Below are 22029 nucleotides of genomic sequence, written 5' to 3' on the forward strand. Positions count from 1 at the left end.
GAGGTGCCGGGAGTGGAATTAATCTGGAGAGGTATTATTGAAGCTGTGCATATGATTTTATCAGCTGATCGTGAGGTGCTCCAGATAACCTGGCTCACGCTGCAAGTTTGCCTTTTTTCAACTCTGATCAGTACAATTCTAGGTGTACCTGTCGGCATGCTTTTAACCTTTAAATCTTTTCCCGGGAAAAAAGCCGTTCTACTGTTAAGCCATGCAGGCATGGGTCTTCCACCAGTAGTGGCCGGATTATGGGTGACGATGTTTCTGTGGAGATCCGGCCCCCTCGGTGAATGGCAATGGCTGTTTACAACAAATGCCATCGTACTCGCTCAAATTGTCGTTTCACTCCCTATCCTTATTTCTCTCTCTTACTCATCTTTTAAAAAAATAGACAAAGGGACGAGGCTGCAACTGAAAGCCCTCGCTCCTACAAAAATTCAAACTTTGCTGCTCTATTTGAAGCAGGCTCAATTCGGTTTATGGGCCGCAGTAATGGCGGGTCTTGGCAGAGTATTAGCTGAAGTAGGGGCAGCTATGATGGTCGGCGGCAACTTACAAGGGCAGACAAGGATTCTTACCACTGCTATGGTGATGGAGGTATCGCGGGGCAACTTTGAGATTGCCCTTGCTCTTTCTTTCATTCTAATGACTATTGCGCTTGCACTTACCTTTGTATTGTTAAGACTTCAGCAAAAGGAGGCCTCTGTATGACCCCGCTTTTGGAATACAGGAATATTGTATGTAAGAAATCCGGTAAAACTATTATCTCCCTTGACGCTCTTGACGTCCAAAAAGGCGAAATTATTGGCATCATGGGTGAAAACGGAGCCGGAAAATCTACACTCTTAAACGCTCTCAGCTTGCTTGAACTTCCATCAGACGGCAGTATCACGTACAAGGGAAAAGAAGTAAACCTGAAAAAACCACAGCTTCATATAAGAAGGCAATGGGCGTGTGTTTTCCAGCACTCTTACCGGTTCGTCGGTACAGTTTATGATAACGTGGCAATCGGATTGAAACTCCGGAAAGTTTCCCCAATAGAACAACGCCTTCGGGTGATGGAGTGGCTTGCCCGGTTTAACCTTTCCCACCTATCGCAGGAGAAAGCCCATAACCTTTCCGGAGGAGAAGCACAGAGGATGAACCTTGCTCGTGCTTTTGTTCTGGAGCCAAAAGTATTATTTTTAGATGAACCATTCTCTGCCCTCGATGTGCCTGCAAAAATGCATGTGCTGGACTCCTTACGCGACGTTTTAACCGAAACTAAGACTACGGTATTAATGATTAGCCATGATTTAACCGAAATAGAATTCCTCGCCAGTTATTTTATATATATATATAAAGGAAAAGTAGCTGATCAAGGTCATGCAAAAACTGTATTCCAGCACCCTTCCTCTGACTTAAATAAATTTCTTTCGCCCTGGAAAAAAGCCCGTCAAAACCAGGCCTTTACCTTTTACTAATCCGTTATCCGTCCCTCCTCTTCTGGTGCTTACAGGACGGATAAACCCTTATCCTTTTGAGCAATCCTCACATTATTATCGCCCTTCAAATACTCCCTTCCCTCTTTAAATTTTCCTTGACGCCGTTATTTGTCCCTCTTTAGACTATAGGTGTACTAATATCCTTAATACACTTTCAGGTGTTTCTGTTAAGGCACCTGTTAATTAAAGGCGGGGACAGTGATGTTTTTTCATATTGACACGAAAAGTAATGCTCCTTTATATGAACAAATCATTCAACAAGTTAAAGAGATGTGCGCCAAGGGGTTGCTTACCCCTGATGAAAGGCTGCCCTCTGTAAGAGAACTATCTTCACATATGGTTATAAACCCGAATACGGTCAGTAAAGCTTACCAGGAACTGGAACGGCAAGGGATCATCGTTACCGTCCGCGGCCGGGGAACATTTATTTCAAAAAAAACAGACCGTACAAGCGATCCTGGCAGATTAAAGGCGATCAGAGAGTCTTTAAAGGAAGCAGTCATTGAAAATTATTATGCAGGGTATTCCAAAAAAGAGCTTATTAAATTATTGGAAGAGGTATATGAAGAAATGGAGGGAAAAACAGATGAAAATTAGCGGCTTGTCTAAAACCATTCATGGCAAACACATATTGTCCGATATCAATTTCTCAATTGAAACAGGAAGTATTATAGGCGTAACCGGAAGAAATGGGGCAGGAAAAACAACTCTTTTACGCACCATGACCGGAATCCTCGACCCAACTAAAGGCGATGTGACAATTGATGGTTACAGTATATTTAAAAAACCTCAAACAAAAGAACAAGTTATATTCGTGCCGGATTCTTCGGAAGCTTTTAAAAATTACAGCACAAAGGAAATTTTAACACTTTACAAAAATATTTATTCAAAGTTTGATGAAGAGTATTTTTATGGATTAATGGATCGCTTTTCCCTTCCCTTTGTCAAAAAAACAGGTGCTTATTCTAAGGGAATGAAAGCACTTTTCTCACTTATCATTGCTTTCTCGACAGGCGCCAAGTATATATTGCTTGATGAACCGACTGACGGGCTGGATGTTATTGTTAAAAAACAGGTGCTGCAAATTCTGGTCGAAGAAGTAGCCGCTAAAGACGTATCAATCATTATTTCCTCACACAGACTGGATGAGCTGGAGTTTATGGCAAATAAAATAATTATGATTAAAGACGGAAAAGTAGACAGCCTATATGAGATTGAAGAAATGAAAGAAATGTATAAAAAGGTTCAGCTTGTTTTTAAAGAAGCGATGCCTCAAAACCTGAAAAAAGAGGTTACTATATTGGATCAGACAGGAAGAGTTTACACAGTAATAATGGATAGAAATGATCCAAAGCTACAACACATGATTGAAGAAACAGACCCCCTACTCTTTGAAGAACTGCCATTATTACTTGAAGACATTTTTGTAGCTAAATTAGGCGGTGTCAGCAATGTTTCATAAAGCTCTCTGGTATCAGAATTATAAACAGACCAGAATGATTATATGGATTATTCTTGCTTTATTCATTATTCATATGCCGTTTCAGTCAGTTCTGTCTCTGGAAACGTGGAAAGAGAGAGAAGAACAAGCCAATCAAGCAGAAGGATATGTGTATGAGGTGCAAAAATGGGATGTGCTGCAAATATTTTCACAGGGGACTCTGCCTGTCTTTTTATCTTTTTCTATTATCGCTTTAGCATGTTTGCTAATTGGATTAGAAAGGAATACAAGAAGAAACGATTTCACTTTTTCACTGCCTTTTTCGAGAAAAGATTTATTTTTAGCTAAGTGGCTTTACGGGGTTTCAGCCATTTTTTTCTTTCATATTATTAATTTTTTTACAGCTTTTTTTATTATTTATCAGTCTGATTATTCGACTGCCCTTTATCTCGTTTCGTGGATTGAGATTTTCTGGGGCCCGCTTTTAGGATTTATAATGTTTTTTACTTTCGCTCTATTGATTGGAACCTTTACAGGGGAAATGATCTCCCAGGTCGGACTGACCTTCCTGTTAGGTTTCTTGCCTCAAGGGGTGTTTGCATTAATTCAATCTTTTACAGAGGTTCATTTCCGATATATTTTCAGCTTGCCGGACTGGATTAATTATTTAACCCCATTCAACTATGTTTTTAATCAGTCAGGAGAGATATTATCTGTCGTGCTTCCATTAATTTTTACCGGGCTTTTTCTTTGGCTGAGTACTTATCTTTACGAAAAAAACAAAATTGAACATAATGGAGAGTTTTTAATTTTTAAAGTTCTTAATCCTGTATTTCTTACCGGGATAACAATAAGCATTTCTTTGGCAGGCGGGATGATTGTCTCTGCGCTGGCTCCTTGGAGCGCTGATGCTTTAAGAATAATCGCGTATTGGATCGGGTTTACTACATTCTTATTGTTTGCTTTATTGATTGGAAGGCGGATTGTCACAATGAATATTCAATTTTATGGAAAACCTTAATCATTTTTATCTCCCAGTACCTGCGGCAGCCAGGGGTTTTTCCAGTAAATTTTATATAAATAAAACGGTTGCAAAACATGTATATACAAATTATAATAGAGATAGCTAAGATATTTGTATATACATGTTCTTGATTCTAATGTAAACGATTTATTTAGGAGGGTAATTTATGCAAAAATACGAACAGCAAGTTCGTGAACTCCTGGAAGCTATTGGAGGAGAAGAAAACGTTGATAAAGCGACTCATTGTGTGACAAGACTTCGCTTTGCTTTAAAAGATGAATCTAAAGTTGATTCTGAGAAGCTCGAATCTATTGATATAGTTAAAGGGTCTTTTTCCACGAACGGACAGTTTCAGGTTATTATTGGACAAGGGACTGTGGATCAGGTTTACCGGGAAATGGTTGCTATGACTGATATCGGTGAATCTTCCAAAGATGATGTGAAGTCCGCAGGTTCCAAAAAAATGAATCCTTTTCAAAAAGCGGTCAAAACATTAGCTGATATTTTTATACCTATTTTACCTGCGATTGTAACTGCCGGTTTATTACTTGGTTTAAATAATATTTTAACCGGTGAAGGAATTTTCTTTGACGAAGCACTTATCGAAGTTTATCCGCAATGGGCGGATATGGCTGAAATTATTAATATCATTGCAAGCGCAGCCTTTGCCTTCCTCCCCGCTTTGATCGGCTGGTCAGCAGTCAGGCGTTTCGGGGGCAGCGATCTGCTCGGAATTGTTCTTGGTTTAATTATGGTTCATCCTGACTTGTTGAATGCCTGGGCTTATGCAGATGCACAGGCTGCCGGCGACGTGCCAATGTGGAATCTGTTTGGCCTTGAAGTTGAAGCAATAGGCTATCAAGGACAAGTATTACCTGTTTTATTCGCTTCTTATATTTTATCGAAGATCGAACTTTTCCTTCGAAAACGGGTTCCTGATGCTATCCAGCTCCTTGTTGTTGCTCCAGTGGCACTTTTAGCTACAGGATTTATCACTTTTGTCGCTATTGGTCCACTGACATTTGCGTTAGGTAACGGTATTACCGGCGGATTTGTATGGTTGTTTGATGTCCTTCCTGCTTTAGGCGGTTTAGTTTACGGTATCATGTACGCACCTTTAGTTATCACTGGGATGCACCACGCCTTTCTTGCTGTCGACCTGCAGCTCACAGGAACTGGCGACGGTACGTTCTTATGGCCGATCCTTGCTTTATCTAACATCGCCCAGGGTTCTGCCGCATTAGCAATGATGTTTGTGTCCCGAAGTGAAAATCTCAAAGGGCTTTCAGGTACATCAGCTGTATCAGCTTATTTAGGTGTTACGGAACCTGCTATGTTCGGGGTTAATATTCGGTACAGGTATCCGTTCGTCTGTGCCATTATTGGTTCAGCAATTGCCGGAACGTTTATTTCGATTAGCGGGGTATTAGCCTCAGCCATCGGTGTTGGCGGAATCCCTGCATTCTTATCCATCTTCCCTCAGGACTGGGTGCCATTTTTCATAGGTATGTTTATTGTGCTTATAGTACCTTTCACTTTAACTTATCTCTATGGAAAATTTGTTTCTAAAGAAAAAATTTAAGTCATGATGAGCGGCTCTGCCTGAAAGCAGAGTCGCTTTTTATTGTTCCTTTCCAGAAAGGCCTTTCTTTTTTTGACATACATTCTTTCTTAAAGGGGTATACAAAGTTTAAAAGACAGCGTTATTATTTAGTTACAGATCCAGTTTATGTCTGACAGGGAGGACCATTGTGAAAAACTTCTCATTATATCGTATAATGGTTATTGTAGGAATGTTTATAAAATTTATCGTTCAACTTTATTTTTTTAACAAAAGAAATAAAACATGGGATGCCCAAACTCAGGAAAAATGGGAAGAGCTTCTAAAAAAGCAAGCCGAAGAATACAGGGAAAAGGCAATTAAACTGGAAGGCTTGATGATTAAAGTCGGACAGTTTCTCAGTACAAGAGCGGATATTATGCCGGAAGTATTTTTAAAAGAGCTTTCCGGGCTCATCGATCAGGTCCCGCCTGTTCCTGCTGACATATCCAAGAAAATACTGGAAGACGAATGGGGCCAGCCCATCGAAAATTATTTATCGGAGATCAGCGATAAACCCGTGGCTTCTGCTTCAATTGGAGAAGTATACAAAGGTAAATTGATTAACGGCCAGGAAGTAGCCATTAAAATTCAGCGCCATAATATTAATAAAATTATTCATACGGATTTTAAAGCGTTGCGCATTGTTTTATGGATAACGAGCACTTTTACAAAATTGGGAAAAGAGATAGATGCGAAAGCCCTCTATAAAGAAGTCGTTACCATTATCGGCAATGAGCTCAATTACTCTAAAGAATTAAAAAACGGCCAGTATTTCCAGAAAAGGTTTCATGACAGCAATGATTATTATATCCCCCAGTTTTATGAAGATTACTGTACACGTAAAGTGCTGGTCATGGAATGGATGGAAGGAAGAAAAGTGACTGATATTTCCTTTTTAAAAGAGAATCAGCTTGACCGGAAAGAAGCTGCCCGCAGAGTATTTCAGTTTTTCGTCGATCAGCTGCTGGATTACGGCATGTTTCACGCCGATCCTCATCAGGGAAATATTCTTATAACAAAAGATGGTATGATTGTTATTATAGATTTTGGCATGGTGGGTGAGATTTCAAGGGAAGAAACACAGCAAATCAGAAAAATGATCCAAGGATTTGTTCTTGATGATTATGAACTGGTAATCAGCCAGTTGCAGGAGCTTGGCTTCCTCCTTCCCCATGCAAATAAATATAAGCTTCAGTCTTTACTGAGAACTTATGTGGAAATGTATCTGGAACAGGATATTAAACAGCTTGACGAAGAAGTGGTTCAGGAAATTTTTAGGGATCTTCAGGAAATTGTCCACGAACAGCCTATCCAGTTGCCTGCCGAATTCGCTTTTCTAGGCCGTGCAGCTTCAATAGGACTGGGTGTTTTGACAATTATCGATCCTGACATCGATTTTATGTCTTTGGGGAAACCTGTTGTCACACAGTGGCTTGAAGAGAACAATGAAGATACGGGAAGCCTTAAAATGCAGGTTATTAAGGATTCAGCGAAACCTTTACTATCGCTTCCCCGTAATATAAATGAGTGGCTTGAAGCTCCAACATATCAGAGAAGATCGGAAGAACGCCGGCAATGGAGACAATTTGACCATCAGCGCCAGTTGATGATGGCCGGTATTTCCGCTTTAACTTTTCTGCTGTCTTTAGTATTTTTATTGGTTTCTATTATAATGGCGCATTCTTATCTTCTGCTCGTCACGTCAGTTTTGACAATTATTTCTTTTATAATAAGTATCTTAACGTTTATCTTGCATAAACGCTGGGTGGATAAATTTCGAAGATAAGCGGGAAATTATTTAAAGGAGGGCAACCAAATGAGCAACTTATTAAAAACAGGATTTTTATTAGGATTAGGCGCTGCCGTATCAAGTAAGGAAAAAGTGGAAAAGTATATTGACGACCTTTTATCAAAAGGGAAAGTGACTCCTAAAGAGGCAGATGAATTATATCAATCCCTCTTAAAAAAAGGAGAGGAAACGGAAGAACAATGGTCTACCCGCTCTAAAGAGAGAATGCGTTCAGTAATGGAAGATTTAAACATTGTTTCAAGAGACGAACACTTACAGCTTAAACAAAAAGTAGAAGTACTTGAGCAGAAAATCATGCAGCTGGAACATGATAACAAACAAACGAATGATGACAATCAAAGCGAATTTTAATTAAAGCAGCAGTCTGCCAGACTGCTGCTTTTTTGTGCTGACAAGATGGTGAAATTTTTCCTTGAATATTCACGTACCTTTGCTGTCAAGCTATAGTTATAAAGACTGCTTAAAGTAAAGGAGGGTGAAAATGACTATTGAAAAACTCCACGCCGGAGACAAGGTTTATATTATTCAACGAAACCCCCATACACAATCTGTTGCTCATATCCAGGAAGCTTATATTATAGATAATCCTTATCACCCAGGGGAGCTTTCACTTTTTTTTAGAGATGAATATTATCCTCTAACTGACGATTTCGCAATGTTCCCAAGTTATGAAGAAGCTGAAGAAGTCTACAGGGATATTTTTAATCCAAATGATGAGGAGCTGGATTTCAACCCAATTCATGAGGTATACAGATTATGATAAAACCTTTCGTCCCTCAGCTTGTTTATATAGAGCCTGGCGCACTTGAATATCCAGCCGGGGTTCAACTGAAGAAAAAATTTACAGAGATGGGAATTGAAATAAGAAAAACTACTTCCCATAATCAGGTAAGAGATATCCCGGGCAAAAATGATTTACAAAAATATAGGAATGCAAAGTCCACACTGGTTGTCGGTGTGAGAAAAACACTCAAATTTGACACATCCAAGCCGTCAGCCGAATATGCTATTCCTCTGGCAACCGGGTGTATGGGCCACTGTCAGTATTGTTATCTTCAAACGACTATGGGAAGCAAGCCTTATATAAGGACATATGTAAACACAGACGAAATTTTTGAGGCGGCTGAACAATATATGAAAGAGCGCGCGCCGGAAGAAACCCGTTTCGAAGCAGCATGTACGTCTGATATCGTAGGAATTGACCATTTAACACACTCTTTAAAACATGCCATCGAATACTTCGGTAAGTCCAAATATGGAAAACTGCGGTTTGTGACCAAGTATCATCATATTGATCACTTACTGGATGCGGACCATCAAGGAAAAACGCGTTTTCGTTTCAGCATCAATGCAGATTATGTGATAAAAAGCTTTGAACAAGGAACCTCTCCTCTCAATGAAAGAATCGGCGCGGCAGCTAAAGCAGCCAAAGCTGGCTATCCTCTTGGTTTTATCATTGCACCTATTTATTTACACGAAGGGTGGAAAAAAGGGTATAAGGAAATGTTTGAAAAGCTCTATGACGAGCTCCCTGCCTATGCCTTGGATGATCTGACATTCGAACTGATCCAGCACCGTTTTACAAAGCCGGCCAAGCGGGTCATTCAAAAAAATTACCCTATGACAAAACTGGAGCTTGACGAGGAAAAAAGGAAGTATAAGTGGGGAAAATACGGAATTGGCAAGTACGTATATCAAAGTGACGAGCAGGAAGATATTCAAAAAACACTGTATGAGTATCAACAGCAATTTTTTCCTGAAGCCACCATCGAATATTTTACGTAAAAACTTTTTTATTTAATTAGGGAAACCGCGGGGACAAAGATGGGCTGTCTCTCGGTTTCCTGTTTTTTGTGGCTCTGCTTCGTCGCAAGTGGGGAGGGCTACGCCGGTAGCATGTTGGTGCTACACCCGTAGCACCTACCTACCTGTTACTCTTTTTCAGATTGCTTATGCGGCCGTTTCCTCTTCATTTCTTCCTGATACATTTTTAGGTGCTCCTGCGCCGCTTTCGGCTTGCTCGTCGCAGGTGATAAGTGCTACACCCGTAGCACCTACCTCTCTGTTACTCTTTTTTAGCTTGCTTATGCGGCCGTTTCCTCTTGATTTCTTCCTGATACGTTTGTTGGTGCTACACCCGTAGCACCTACCTCTCTGTTACTCTTTTTTAGCTTGCTTATGCGGCCGTTTCCTCTTTGTTTCTTCCTGATACGTTTGTAGGTGCTACACCGGTAGCACCTACCTACCTGTTACTCTTTTTCAGATTGCTTATGCGGCCGTTTCCTCCTGATTTCTTCCTGATACATTTTTAGGTGCTCCTGCGCCGCTTTCGGCTTGCTCGTCGCAGGTGATAAGTGCTACACCCGTAGCACCTACCTCTCTGTTACTCTTTTTTAGCTTGCTTATGCGGCCGTTTCCTCTTTGTTTCTTCCTGATACGTTTGTTGGTGCTACACCGGTAGCACCTACCTACCTGTTGCTCTTTTTCACCCCGTCTTTGGTTCTGCTGCTGCCCTTTGAAAAAAATAAACTGCTTTAGCCTGAAAAGCTAAAGCAGTTTAGCAGCGCTTTATAAGTTTTCCTGTCTCTTTGACAGGAAAGGTTTAAAAGACAGTCGTTCAGTTGCTATTTCTTTTTTTCTTGCCTGGTTTTTCTTTTTTAAGCTCTTCTTCTCTCTTTTGTTCAGATGTATGTACCTGAAACCAGATGAATCCCCAATAAGCTCCAATAGCTAGAAAAACAAGGAGATATATTGTGCTTCTTATCAGTTCGGAAGTTGAAAGCATGACCGAAAAATCAAACTGATAAGATATGATCAAACTTACAAGCATATAAAGTAACCACAATTTAATTCCGAACTGGTAAAGACCTTCTTTCACAATAAAAGAGGTTCTTCCTTCTTTAATTCTTTCTCTCATTCGTTTCTTACGTTTATTCAAAGACTTAATCCTCCTGGCGGCTGCAGAGACTGTAATTTCAATCCCAGTATACTTTATAAACAGCCGGTTTGCCACTTTGCAGACAGCTTGTGCCTTAAAGGAAATTACTGGGGGGACAGACCCCCCAGTAATTTACAAAAAAGTAACTTCACTGGGGTGAAGTTTATCAATTATAAATAAATTTGTATTCAGCAGCATCGCCTACTGATTCATAGCCTATTTTCATATATATGGAATTAGAAGCAGGGTTTTCAGCGTCTGTGTTTAAACTGCAAAAGCGAAAGCCCTCATTTAATAAACGCTCACTCAGGGCTCCTACGCAGCTGGTCGCATAACCTTTCCGCTGGTATTCTTCAGGAGTGTAAACGAAATTAACCACCACTCCATTTTTTAATTCTCTGCCTTTTTTAGCCATTGAAACGGGCGTGCAATGTTCATCTCTCCAAAAGTAAACCTGATTGTTCCTTATTTCCCTTCGAACCGTTTCTTCAAGATTAGGGTGCTCTGTTATCCCTAAAGCTTCTTCTTCAAATTCTTTTGTCCACGCTAAAACTAATGCGATATCGTCTTCAGTTGCGTAAGTTAACCTCCCGGGATTTCTTTGGAAACTTTTAAGTTCCTGCAGCTGGTATATCTTTTGTTTCATAGCCTGCTCCACACGGCAGGATGTTAATTTAGCCCATTCCTCGGAGAAAGCTTTAGCTGTATTTGAGCAGCCTACCACTCCTGGCAGCTCCGTTCCTTCTTCAGCTAACCAGCGGGCTGCCTTTTCCACTCCTGAGCCCGTTCCACAAATAATCAGGTTTCTCGGAGGTGTTCTTACCATCACCACTTCCACTTCTCTTTTATCATTTTCCCCTGCTGCCATGAAAATATCTTTGGAATAGTCCGGTGATCTCTCTTCTTCTTTAGAAAATTGCCGGAGTATACCGAGAGGAAGATTATGGGTCACTTCTTTTTTCAAAAGGAAATCCTCTGCTCTATTTAAAATAAGAGAGGCAGAATCATACCGGGTGAATTTCATAATTAGCCCTCCTTCCAGCTTGATTTACCTGTTAAATACTTCAAGAACAACACAAGAATATCCTTCTAATCATCCATGTCGTTTTATAAAACCTTTTTTTCCATACGTACAAATGGGACCTCTTCTCCATTTGTATGCTGCATAAAGTGGTCAGTCTTTTGAAAGCCTGCCTTCTCATAAACTGCCATGGCTCTCTCATTAAATTCTGCCACCTTTACTATCAGTTTTTTAGGGTCATACCATTTTACTGCCACGGCAAGAGCATAGTCCACAAATGGAACGCCCTTCCCCTTACCTGTTAAATCCGGACGTAACCCTAAGCCAATCTCCACTTCTTCGAGGTTTAGAGGGTTGAATGTATAAAAACCAACCAGCTCATTTTTTTCATAAATCGCAGCATAATGGTTCCACCGGAACGGATTTAAAAACTCATCTAAATCATCCACATCATTTTGCAAATTATAAAATGAATACGGTTCTTCGTATTCCCACTCTGCTATCTCCAAAGCTGCATCATTCGTCATCCATTTCCATTCAAACATTTCTCCCACCCTTTCTATTACGGCAGTTCCTCTTATTCTATTATACCTTTTTCCACTTCTTCCTCCATTATTTTTAAATTTTTTAGGTAAATTCAAGCAAATATTCAATCCTATATATGTGTGTGGAAACAGGTAATTTTTTTAGAAAAGATGTTTGGGAGGGACACTGGAGAGGTTTATTAAAGAACTTTCGAGGCGACAGGAGGTTGTACTTACTTTTTCTGTGAAACTTGCAAGAGCCAAACATGGAAAAGACCGGCTCATAATTTATAAACCGGTCTTTTAAGAGAATTTATTTACTTATAAACATTTGCGTCCAGTAATGACCGTATGAGCCGCCTTGGACATGGCCCACACCTATGTGTGTATAATTTCTGTTCAATATGTTTTGTCTGTGGCCCTGGGAATTCATCCAGGCTTGGACAACTTGCTGAGGTGTTCTTTGGCCTGCTGCAATATTTTCTCCAGCCGCCCTGTAAGACACTCCGTAGCTCCTTAACATATCAAACGGGCTTCCGTATGTCGGGCTCTGATGGGAAAAATATCCCCGGTCCCTCATATCCTGAGACTTTATTCTGGCAACCTTCGAAACTTCCTCGTCAATTTGCAAAGGAGTTAATCCTCTATTTTGTCTTTCTACATTTGTTAAACGGATCACTTCCCGTTCAAACTGAGAAAGCTGACTGGACACTTGCTCTGCAGAAGTCTGCTGTGGTGCAGCCTGGCTGTTATTATTTGTTGGAATGGCCACCCGCTGTCCCGGGTAAATCACATTTGGATTGGAAATTTGACGGTTAGCCGACAACAGATCTGAGAATGAAAGATCATATTGAAGGGAAATCAGCCATAAAGTATCTCCAGATCTGACTTGATGAGTTGTGTTTGCTTCAGCATTTGAAACAAACAGAGGAAACACTAAACCTAAAACCAAAAATGATGTCATAATTTTTTTTAACATCTGTGAAACACCTCCATGGCGATTATTATGACATAAAAAAAACCCCTTTTGGCAAAGGGGAAAAAATTTCCATAAAGCAGATTATGGGAACTGCAGATATATTTACTTTAAATAGTTAAATTTGGATTGTTTTCTTTTATTTTAAGCCCAGTTACTGTTAAAGCCTGTTCAAGGTCACTGACCACTCTCATATTCTCAAATGAAATACCTAAATTAACGATCGTTTGAGCAAGCTCCGGTCTCAACCCTGAGAAAATAGCTGTCACACCAATTACACGCAAGGCGTCATTCAACTGAAATAAATTATGAGCAATAGCGGTATCAATAATATCGACGCCGGATAAATCAACAATCAAATACGCCAACTCCAGTTCGCGTCCCCGGTTAAGCGATTTATCGAGTAATTCTTTAGACCGGTGAGTATCAATTGTCCCAATAATCGGTAAAATGGCAACTTCTTTTGTTAAAGGAACCACAGGAACAGATAATTCCGTTAATTCTTCCTTAGCCTTCTTAAAAGTATCTTCATTATATTCAACATATGCGTGGCTAAAAGCATAAATTGTCCTGTCGACTATCGGATTTATATAATCCACCGCTTGAAAATAATCCTCCACCGGCCTGTCTGTTTTTTTAAATTCTGAGCGAATTAATTCTTCCATAACTTTTCTGAAAAACGGAAGCCCAAGCATCGCTTTATCAATTGCTACACCTGATTGAACCGCTGTTTTTCCAAATGTTGCGCCCCATTCTTCAATAGAAGAATTTGTATCCTGTCCATTATTTTCTAATAGAGTTTTCCCTATCCTATGTAATAATTCCACCATATTGTACTGAGACTCATTTTCATTTAAATCTCTGGCGTCTTTCTCATATTCTTCATAATAAAGGTCCCTAATGCGGTAGGCCAGGTTTTCCTCATTTTCTAAAATTTTTTGACCAAGTGTTGCAATAAAATCCCCCGCCATTTTAAATGCCTCCCATCTTGTTGAATTCTCTATCATATTAATTTACCACAGCTAACTCACTTTAAAACCTGTTTTTTAAAAGAAAACATTGTAATATTTTCTTATACTGTAAGTTAACAGACAGCCTTACAATACAAAAGAATATTTTCCAAAAACGGGGGGGACTGTCCCCCCATTTTTTGGATGCTTTACGTACATTGAAAGGATCTGATCTGGTTTGCGTCGATGCCAAAGTACACCCATCTGAATTGCCTTGGTCTCCAGCGGTAGCCTGCCACAGAAGTGCGGCCTATAAATGTAGGCCAGAACCAGAAACGCCGGCCGTCAACTAAGACCACGTAAGTGTACCGGTACAAGCACCTCCTAAAAGCTCCCGGGTCTACTGCGAACACTCCTATTCCCTCTGGGCCTGTCGGTGGCGGTGTAGCAGGTGGCGGACCTGGAGGCGGTCCCCCTGAAGGACCAAATCCCGGTCCCGGCGGCGGTCCCCCTGGCGGGCCAAATCCCGGTGGAGTACCTCCTGGAGGACCAAATCCCGGTCCCGGACCTCCTGGAGGGCCAAACGCCGTCCCCGGCGGTGGTCCCGGCGGACCAAATCCAAATAAAGATCCTAAACCTCCACCGCCCGTACCAAATTGGCCTGGTTGAGAGGGAAATAGCCAGTTGAAAATTTGTCGATTGTACACAATAGCCTCTCCTTTCCTATCTTTCAATACAGACTATGAAAGACTGAAAACCATGGTGCTTGCCTATATAGCAAAAACCTTAAGTAAAGATAAGAAATGGAGAATAAGGATAATCGCTCACTTCTCATTTAAAAGGAGTGTCTTCTTTATGCGTGGGTTAAGCACAATCTGTAATAAGGAGCTATAAAGCAAGAACCCGCCCCTGGTACATACAGTCCTCTGTATTCCCGGCAAGAAATAAAGAAGCTTATCTGTGACTGGCGGCAAGCCGCTTTATATCTTCATTTTACAAATCAAACAGACCCGGCTGACTTTGGTCTGTAGTAATGATCGGTTTGTCATTTGTTATAACCAGCGTGTGTTCATATTGGGTGGATATTGAACCGTCCTGAGTTCTGGCGGTCCAACCGTTATCATCCATTTTTGATTGCCATACTCCCATGTTAATCATCGGCTCGATCGTAATGGCCATTCCTTCTTTCAGCCTTTTTCCTCTCCCAGGCTGTCCGAAATGCGGAATATTTGGTTCTTCATGAATGGTCGGCCCGATCCCGTGGCCTGCAAAATCCCTGACAATTCCATAGCCATAAGGCTCCACATATGACTGGATGGCGGCTCCAATATCCCCCACCCGGTTTCCTGATTTAGCCGCTTCAATACCTTTATATAACGCTTCTTTTGTCACGCGGTTTAATTGTTTAATCTCTTCAGATACTTCCCCAACAGGATAGGTCCAGGCTGAATCAGCTAACCCCCCATTCAAGTCAACTACAAAATCCATCGTGAGAAGATCCCCTTCTTTTAGCGGCTTTTTACGGGGGAAGCCGTGGCAAATTTCATCATTAACAGAGGCGCATGTGGCGTATTCATAACCGTGATAACCCTTTTGTGCAGCGGTAGCCCCGAATTCTTTTAAAGTCTTCTCCACAAACTCATCCAGTTCCATTGTGGTTATTCCAGGCTGAACCATGGTCGCCAGCTTCCGATGCAGGCTAGCCACAAGTTTGCCAGCTTCTTTCATCAGTTCAATTTCACGTTCGGATTTACGTTGAATCATTACAAGGTCTCCTTTTTATAAAATATGTTTTTACTGTTTATTCCTATTAAGCATCCCAATTTCTCACAGAATAAACTATTCTTGAACAGACCGTCCTGTGAACCTCAGTCAGTTGATAAACTGCTTTACCAAGACTTATCATACCAATATCGGCTTACCCACTTCAACACTTAGATGTACACTTATAAAATGCTGTCATTCGCCCAGTTGATAACCCCTGGGAATTAATGGGGGGACAGCCCCCCCATTATTTGGTTTATAATTAATTGGACACACTTTAGTTTTTGAAAGTCAATTTAATCGGCAAGATATACAATGTTATTATTTTACAATTACTGAAAAACAGGGGGACCTATGATCAAGCTTATACCATTTACTGAAAATCATTTTCCTTTACTTAAAAATTGGCTCAACTGTACATCGCCCGAGTTTCTTCTGAAATGGGGAGGGGTGACTTTTGAGTTTCCTATAACGGATGAACAATTAAAGCAATATATACAAAAAGCTAACTTTCCAGGGAGCCCGGACTTTATTTTTACGGTAGAAGATCAGAACACCGGACGGGCTATTGGCCACATTGCGTTAAGAAAAACAGATTATCATCACAGGTCTGCCCGTCTGGGAAAAGTCCTCATTGGAGAGGCGGCCTCCCGTAATAAAGGCTTTACACCTTATATCCTTCATGAACTGCTCCGGTTTGCTTTTGAAGAGCTTCTGTTACATCGTGTGTCATTAGGTGTCTTTGACAATAACCTTCATGCTAAAAAAATTTATTCTAAATATGGATTTAAAACAGAAGGATACTTTAGAGATTACAGAAGAATTGGGGATAGTTACTGGGGAATGTACGAAATGAGTATACTCGACAGTGAGTGGCACCAAATTAACGAAGAATTGTTGGTGAATAATGAGAAATTCTCTAATAAATGACAGGGAGATTGCAGACATTGACAAGTGTTTTGCAAAAGATTAAATAACATGGAAAACCCTTGAACCTTCATGTGCGTGTTGATACGATAGGCATCGTTGAAGAAGAAAGAATCACATGAAGGAGGTTTTCTTTCTATGAAAACGAATAAGACAATCCGGTCTTTTCAAAGACTGGGAATTACTGCAGTAGCAGCAGGTGCCGTTTTATTTTCAGGTGCCCAGGTTGATGCCGCTGGAGGAGATGGGAAAGAGTTTGGCGAAAAGTTACTATATACTGGTCAATCCAACGAGCATGTTCTGGAGCTTAAAGATTTACTCTCTGAGAATGGCATTTATGGAGAACCGGAAACAGGTGCATGGAGCAGCGTTTATACTTCCGCTACTGAAAATGCCGTTAAACAATTCCAGCAAAAATACGGTCTGTTAGTCGATGGAGTTGCTGGGAATCAGACAGTTGGAGCGCTTTCCGGACTTGAAAAAGGAGACGAAGGCGAACTTGTTATCAACCTTCAGGAAGACCTTGAAACACTTGGGTATTATGACTTTGGTGTAGACGGTATTTTTGGTCCGGTAACTGAACAAGCAGTTATTGACTTGCAGGACGATGAAGGTGTTCAAGACGACGAAGGTGTAGCCGGTCCTTATACTTACGCTGCTTTATATGAACAGCTTGGAAAATATGGCTCTGCCAGTCAAGGAACAGAATCTGCAGAATCAGCCGAAGCAGAAACTTCCGAAACAGTTGAAGAATCTACTGAAGTAACTGAAACAGAAGCAACTGAAGAAGAAACATCCGAACCAGTTGAAGAATCTACTGAAGAATCTACTGAAGAAGCCACAGAAGAAACAACTGAGGAATCTACAGAAGAAGCAACTGAAGAAGCAACTGAAGAATCCACTGTGGATGTAACTGAAACAGAAGCTGCTGAAGAGGCTGCTGCTGAATCCGCCGAAGCATCAACTGAAACAGCTGATGCAGGATCAACTGAAGAAGCCACAGAAGAGACTTCTGAAGAAGCAATTGAAGAAGCTGAACAGACTGAACAGTCCACAGAAGAAACTGCCTCTGAAGGAACTGACGGAGAAACACTTACAATGGAAGCAACTGCTTACACTGCTTTCTGTGAAGGCTGCACAGGTATCACTTATACAGGTCAGGACCTAAGAAATAATCCTGATAAAAAAGTAGTAGCAGTAGACCCTAATGTTATTCCTTTAGGATCTATCGTAGAAGTTGAAGGATATGGCCAGGCTGTAGCCGGCGACATTGGAGGAGCTATCCAGGGTAACCGTATTGACCTCCACGTGGCTACTAAAGAAGAAGCATATGAATTTGGCCGTCGTGACGTAGAAGTAACTATTGTAGAAACACCATAAAACTAACATTAAACAAAAAAAGTATCCCGTTGTATTGACGGGATACTTTTTTTATGTCTGTACTTCAAGTTTTCAACGACTCTCTTTATAGTAGCCCGCTTTGTTATTGAAGGTTTTTTTCATACACTTTTAAATGCTGATAGATTAAACGCAATAAAGGCGTTTCCACTCCGGTTCGTTCAGCCAGCAACAATAAATAACCTTGTAAATGATCAGCCTCAATATGTAAGCCCTTTTCGATATCTCTCAGCATGGAAGATTTCATATTGTAACCTAACTTTTCTGTTAATCCCATTTGTTTTTCAACAATTCCTTCCGCTAAAGGAGCCCCGTTTTCAACCATAGTCAAACGTACTTCTTCAAACAGCTGCTGAAGATACGTTCTTCCCTCCAAAGTATCCAGGACAGGGCCAATTGAAGAGCGCATAAGTGAGGTCATTCCGGATAGAGTGGTGATAAATAAATATTTCTGCCACATATCCTGTTCAATAGTGTCACTAAGCCGGAAAGACGCTTCTGTGCCTGAAAAAGTCTCAGATAATTTCTTTACCCGATCCGTTTCCCTGCCGGACCATTCTCCATAAGCAAGTTCGTGCGTCTCACTCGTCTGTATTATATGGCCTTTCTCGTTTAAAGTTGATTCTATAAAACATAAGCCCCCTATAACCTGATCCTTTGAAAAGAACCGCCTCATTTCATCAAGGTGCTCAATCCCATTTAATAAAGGTATGACCGTAGTATATTCCCGCACAAAAGGTTCTACTGCTTCTAATGCTTCTTTCAAGTGGTAGGCTTTTGTCGCAATGAATACAACATCAAATGGTTCATCCCCGCTTCCTGCTCTTATTGTGCGGGGCCTCAAATGGGCATCTCCGTGCTTACTCTTTATTACAAGTCCTTCTTCTTTCAGCTGGTTCTCTCTTTTTTCTCTTACTAGAAAAGTAACGTCTTCTCCCTTTTCAAGAAGTCTTCCTCCAAAATAGCCTCCTGTAGCACCTGCACCTAATACTAAAACTTTCATTCTACTCCTCCTCATCAATTCTGTTTTACACTCATTCCACAAAGAAAGAGAAAACTCCTTTTTTGAGTTTCCTCTTCTTCAACTCATCTTATAAAGGTAGGATCTAGTCCTTTAAGACAACAGAGGCTACCTTGAGCCGCTCTCTTTTAAGCACAATAAACAAAACAATCATAAATGAAAAACCGGCAGCTATGTAAAACAGGCTGCCGCCCTGCAAATCGTAAAGGAAGGCGAACAGGAGAGGTCCAAGTATCCTCCCCATACTGTCTGCTGAAAACTGAAGACCAGACGCATAGCCTGACCGCTCGCCGCTTGCCCTTGTGATTAAGGACAGAGACAAGGTTCTGATTACGGCATTTCCTACTACAAATAAAATTAAATAAACCGCTGCGAGCACAAGGTTAAAGACAAGAGCCATAAAGAGGAAAGCTAAGCCTGAAGCCGCCTGCCCCAGAATAATCCATCTGTATTCTGTACCTGTCTTTACTTTCCGCAATAAACCTCCCTGAACCCCTGCCAGAATAATTCCGCTGATAAGAAAGAGCATTCCCATTTCTGCAGGAGTCATGTTGATCATATCAATCCCATAAATCTGAAAGACACTTTCCAGTCCGGCCAATAAAAAGGAAGCACTAAAACTCATGAGCAGTAAAAGTTTAAGCAGATTGGCGGAAGGCAGTTTTAGAGAAGGAAGCCATTTCTGCTCCGGCTCTGCTTCAACCTTCACCCAGCTGGCATCATCTAAATTTGTCCAGGCCACCGGTATAAGCAGAAGCAGGATCCCCCCTGCTAAAAAGAAAGGCACCCCATACCCGAATACACTGAGAAGTCCCCCTGAGGCAGGTCCGATAATAAACCCCACACCAATAGCCATTCCTACTAAACCCAGATTACGGTTTCTCGTTTTATCATCAGATATATCTGAAATAGTCGACATAGCTGCTGCATAAAGAGCTCCAGCAAACACCCCGCTCAGGACACGCGAAAGATACATCATCAGCAGAGAATCGAGGTATAACCCAAACAGAAAAAAACCGGCTGAATAACCTGCCAGACCTGTGATGAGAATCCGCCGCCTGCCATGGCGGTCAGCCAAATGCCCCCATGCTGGTGAAGTTAAAAATGAAGCCAGGGAATACACAGCCAGCACTCCCCCAATATGTCCGGCCCTCCCGCTCACCCCGGCAACCACTTCAGGCAAAACCGGAATGACCATTCCGAAGCCGGCATATACTAAAAATTGAATAATAAGGACCATTACTAATGTTTTCTTCATCTTCTTCCCTGTCTCCCCCTAAACTAATAAAAGTTATTACTATTACCACAGTTGAATCATATCATACTCTGTTTTTGTAACGTACGATGAATTATCTTTAAGTGATTGTGTCATTTATTTAGACCTTTCAAAAAATATATATTATCCTTAAAGATATGGATAATTATTTTCTAAGGAGGAAAAATATGACAAAATTCTATAAAGAGAAGCTGGATTTTCAGGACGTTGAATCTATCGAATCCTCTTTTCAGCAGCTTTTGAATGAGAAAACAGACTCAGCGGAAGCCTTGGAAGATTGGCTTAAAAGACAATCTTTTTTATTTGATGCGCTGGAAGAAGGTTTGACAGGCCATTACATAGACTTCCAATGCCACAGTAACTCTGAGAAAGCTAAAAAGGCATTTGAACATGACCAGCAAGTAATTGAACCTTTAGTCAAGCGGTATGAAGCCCTTCTTGATGAAAAAATTCTCTCACAACCTTCATTAGAAGCTCTTGACAAGCACTATTACGAACAGTTTATCAAGAGTAAGAAAAACGCTAAGGAATTATTCCGGGAAGAAAATATTAAGTTGGAAGTGAAAGAGGACCGCCTTGCTACCAGCTATTTTGAACATACCGGAAACCTGACGGTAAACTGGGACGGCGAAGAAAAAACGCTGAGCGAAATTTCACCTTTCACCCAGGTTTCTGACAGACCTACGAGAAAAAAAGCAGTTGAAAAGGCTGCTGAAGCATTTATTTCTATCGAACCGAAATTACAAAACATAATGGATGAGTTGGTTCAACTCCGACAGAAAAAAGCGGAAAACGCAAACCTGGATAACTATAGAGATTACATGTTTAAGAAATATGAGCGCTTCGATTATACGCCTGACGACTGCAAAAAGTTGGCTGAAGCAGTGAGAAAACATGTTACTCCTCTGAAAGAAAAGATTCAGAAAGCCCATCAGCAGGAACTAGGGACAGACATATACAGACCATGGGATACGAAAGGCGTTCCTAAAGGATTGGATCCGCTGAATCCATTTGAGAAAAGAGATGAACTGGTGGAAAAAACCGCTTCTATCTTTTCCAATATGGATAAACGTTTTGAGGAGCTGCTAACTGAAATGGATAGTCGGGGCATGCTTGATTTAACGACACGCAAAGGAAAATCACCAGGTGGTTTTTGCGCTCCTTTGCCAGTTTCAGAACTCTCTTTTATCTTTATGAATGCATCGCGGACCCACGATGATATGATTACTCTTCTTCATGAAATGGGGCATTGCATCCATAACGATTTTAAGAAAGACATTCCACTTAGCAAATACAGGGACACCCCTATGGAATCATCTGAGCTGGCAAGTATGACGATGGAACTTTTAACGATGGATCAGTGGGAACTGTTTTATAATAATAAAGAAGACCTTATAAGGGCGAAAGAAGAACAATTGAAGGGAATAATTGAATTTTTGCCTATGGGAATGGTAGTCGATCAGTTCCAGCACTGGATGTACGAAAACCCTTCCCACTCGGCAGAAGAACGCAACAGAAAATTCTTTGAACTTCAGCAGAGCCTGAATTCATCTGTCGTTGACTGGAGCGGCTATGAAAAGTGGGCGGAAACTTCCTGGCTTCGTATTCTTCATATCTTTGAAGTACCTTTTTACTTCATTGAATATGTGATCGCTCAGCTCGGAGCAGTCCAGATGTATAAACAATATCGTGAAAACCCTGAACAGACTCTGAAAAATTATAAGAATGCTTTATCTCTTGGGGCTTCTAAATCTTTAATTGATATTTATAAAGAAGCAGGCATCCGCTTCGATTTTTCAGAAGAAATGATTAAAGAACTAATGGCTTTTGTCGAAAAAGAATTACATGACCTGCGTCCATAAATCAAATAAA

Annotated in this window: 22 protein-coding genes; 13 read left to right on the forward strand and 9 right to left on the reverse strand. The window is 40.9% G+C overall.

Annotated features, from left to right (window positions below):
• Positions 1–12 precede the first annotated feature (12 nt).
• From BMW59_RS05210 to splB, 10 genes are all read left to right on the forward strand, one after another.
• Positions 13–711 (forward strand): ABC transporter permease, encoded by a 699-nt coding sequence (locus BMW59_RS05210; RefSeq protein ID WP_093048274.1) that lies wholly within the window; start codon positions 13–15, stop codon positions 709–711.
• Entirely contained in the window at positions 708–1463 is a 756-nt protein-coding gene (locus BMW59_RS05215) for an energy-coupling factor ABC transporter ATP-binding protein (protein ID WP_093048277.1), read from the forward strand. The genes BMW59_RS05210 and BMW59_RS05215 overlap by 4 nt, the downstream gene beginning before the upstream one ends.
• Positions 1464–1685: 222 nt before the next feature.
• Positions 1686–2081 (forward strand): GntR family transcriptional regulator, encoded by a 396-nt coding sequence (locus BMW59_RS05220; RefSeq protein ID WP_093048280.1) that lies wholly within the window; start codon positions 1686–1688, stop codon positions 2079–2081.
• Positions 2047–2946 (forward strand): ABC transporter ATP-binding protein, encoded by a 900-nt coding sequence (locus BMW59_RS05225; protein ID WP_245732950.1) that lies wholly within the window; start codon positions 2047–2049, stop codon positions 2944–2946. Before BMW59_RS05220 ends, BMW59_RS05225 begins: the two co-directional genes overlap by 35 nt.
• Positions 2936–3946, forward strand: coding sequence for an ABC transporter permease subunit (locus BMW59_RS05230; RefSeq protein WP_093048287.1), 1011 nt, complete (start codon positions 2936–2938; stop codon positions 3944–3946). The genes BMW59_RS05225 and BMW59_RS05230 overlap by 11 nt, the downstream gene beginning before the upstream one ends.
• A gap of 169 nt (positions 3947–4115) precedes the next feature.
• On the forward strand, positions 4116–5531 hold the full coding sequence (gene treP / locus BMW59_RS05235; RefSeq protein WP_093048290.1) for a PTS system trehalose-specific EIIBC component: 1416 nt from the start codon (positions 4116–4118) through the stop codon (positions 5529–5531).
• Between the two features lie 169 nt (positions 5532–5700).
• Positions 5701–7338 carry an ABC1 kinase family protein gene (locus BMW59_RS05240; protein ID WP_093048293.1) on the forward strand — a complete coding sequence of 546 codons (1638 nt, stop codon included), beginning with the start codon at positions 5701–5703 and terminating at the stop codon, positions 7336–7338.
• Between the two features lie 30 nt (positions 7339–7368).
• Positions 7369–7713: a phasin family protein gene (locus tag BMW59_RS05245; RefSeq protein ID WP_093048296.1), complete on the forward strand. Its 345-nt coding sequence runs from the start codon at positions 7369–7371 to the stop codon at positions 7711–7713.
• A 130-nt stretch (positions 7714–7843) separates the two neighbouring features.
• Positions 7844–8122, forward strand: a complete 279-nt coding sequence (locus tag BMW59_RS05250) for a transcriptional regulator SplA domain-containing protein (RefSeq protein ID WP_093048299.1) — start codon at positions 7844–7846, stop codon at positions 8120–8122.
• The gene (gene splB / locus BMW59_RS05255) at positions 8119–9147 is read left to right on the forward strand and encodes a spore photoproduct lyase (protein ID WP_093048302.1); all 1029 of its coding nucleotides are present in this window, start codon (positions 8119–8121) and stop codon (positions 9145–9147) included. Before BMW59_RS05250 ends, splB begins: the two co-directional genes overlap by 4 nt.
• Before the next feature lie 832 nt (positions 9148–9979).
• Here the strand turns inward: splB and BMW59_RS05260 are convergent.
• The 7 genes from BMW59_RS05260 to map all read right to left on the reverse strand — a co-directional run bounded on the left by BMW59_RS05260 (position 9980) and on the right by map (position 15535).
• Complete coding sequence (locus tag BMW59_RS05260; RefSeq protein WP_093048306.1) at positions 9980–10300, reverse strand: hypothetical protein; 321 nt, start codon at positions 10298–10300, stop codon at positions 9980–9982.
• A gap of 166 nt (positions 10301–10466) precedes the next feature.
• The gene (locus BMW59_RS05265; RefSeq protein ID WP_093048309.1) at positions 10467–11324 is read right to left on the reverse strand and encodes a GNAT family N-acetyltransferase; all 858 of its coding nucleotides are present in this window, start codon (positions 11322–11324) and stop codon (positions 10467–10469) included.
• An 83-nt stretch (positions 11325–11407) separates the two neighbouring features.
• Positions 11408–11866: a GNAT family N-acetyltransferase gene (locus tag BMW59_RS05270; protein ID WP_143051194.1), complete on the reverse strand. Its 459-nt coding sequence runs from the start codon at positions 11864–11866 to the stop codon at positions 11408–11410.
• 292 nt (positions 11867–12158) lie between these two features.
• The gene (locus BMW59_RS05275) at positions 12159–12824 is read right to left on the reverse strand and encodes a CAP domain-containing protein (protein WP_093048315.1); all 666 of its coding nucleotides are present in this window, start codon (positions 12822–12824) and stop codon (positions 12159–12161) included.
• Between the two features lie 107 nt (positions 12825–12931).
• Complete coding sequence (locus BMW59_RS05280) at positions 12932–13792, reverse strand: STAS domain-containing protein (RefSeq protein WP_177174191.1); 861 nt, start codon at positions 13790–13792, stop codon at positions 12932–12934.
• Between the two features lie 188 nt (positions 13793–13980).
• On the reverse strand, positions 13981–14478 hold the full coding sequence (locus BMW59_RS05285) for a hypothetical protein (RefSeq protein WP_245732951.1): 498 nt from the start codon (positions 14476–14478) through the stop codon (positions 13981–13983).
• A gap of 286 nt (positions 14479–14764) precedes the next feature.
• Entirely contained in the window at positions 14765–15535 is a 771-nt protein-coding gene (map, locus tag BMW59_RS05290; RefSeq protein ID WP_093048320.1) for a type I methionyl aminopeptidase, read from the reverse strand.
• 354 nt (positions 15536–15889) lie between these two features.
• Here map and BMW59_RS05295 point away from each other — a divergent pair, with 354 nt between their 5' ends.
• Together BMW59_RS05295 and BMW59_RS05300 are read left to right on the forward strand one after the other, a co-directional pair.
• Entirely contained in the window at positions 15890–16465 is a 576-nt protein-coding gene (locus BMW59_RS05295) for a GNAT family N-acetyltransferase (RefSeq protein WP_093048323.1), read from the forward strand.
• Positions 16466–16600: 135 nt separating this feature from the next.
• Positions 16601–17842: a peptidoglycan-binding protein gene (locus tag BMW59_RS05300; protein ID WP_093048326.1), complete on the forward strand. Its 1242-nt coding sequence runs from the start codon at positions 16601–16603 to the stop codon at positions 17840–17842.
• Between the two features lie 103 nt (positions 17843–17945).
• Here the strand turns inward: BMW59_RS05300 and BMW59_RS05305 are convergent, their stop codons facing one another.
• Both BMW59_RS05305 and BMW59_RS05310 read right to left on the reverse strand, forming a co-directional pair.
• Positions 17946–18863 (reverse strand): ketopantoate reductase family protein, encoded by a 918-nt coding sequence (locus BMW59_RS05305; RefSeq protein WP_093048329.1) that lies wholly within the window; start codon positions 18861–18863, stop codon positions 17946–17948.
• 103 nt (positions 18864–18966) lie between these two features.
• Positions 18967–20139: an MFS transporter gene (locus BMW59_RS05310; protein WP_093048332.1), complete on the reverse strand. Its 1173-nt coding sequence runs from the start codon at positions 20137–20139 to the stop codon at positions 18967–18969.
• A gap of 185 nt (positions 20140–20324) precedes the next feature.
• Here BMW59_RS05310 and BMW59_RS05315 point away from each other — a divergent pair, with 185 nt between their 5' ends.
• Positions 20325–22019, forward strand: a complete 1695-nt coding sequence (locus BMW59_RS05315; RefSeq protein WP_093048335.1) for a M3 family oligoendopeptidase — start codon at positions 20325–20327, stop codon at positions 22017–22019.
• Positions 22020–22029 lie beyond the last annotated feature (10 nt).

This window comes from Salipaludibacillus aurantiacus (assembly GCF_900111295.1).
Classification (GTDB): domain Bacteria; phylum Bacillota; class Bacilli; order Bacillales; family Salisediminibacteriaceae; genus Salipaludibacillus; species Salipaludibacillus aurantiacus.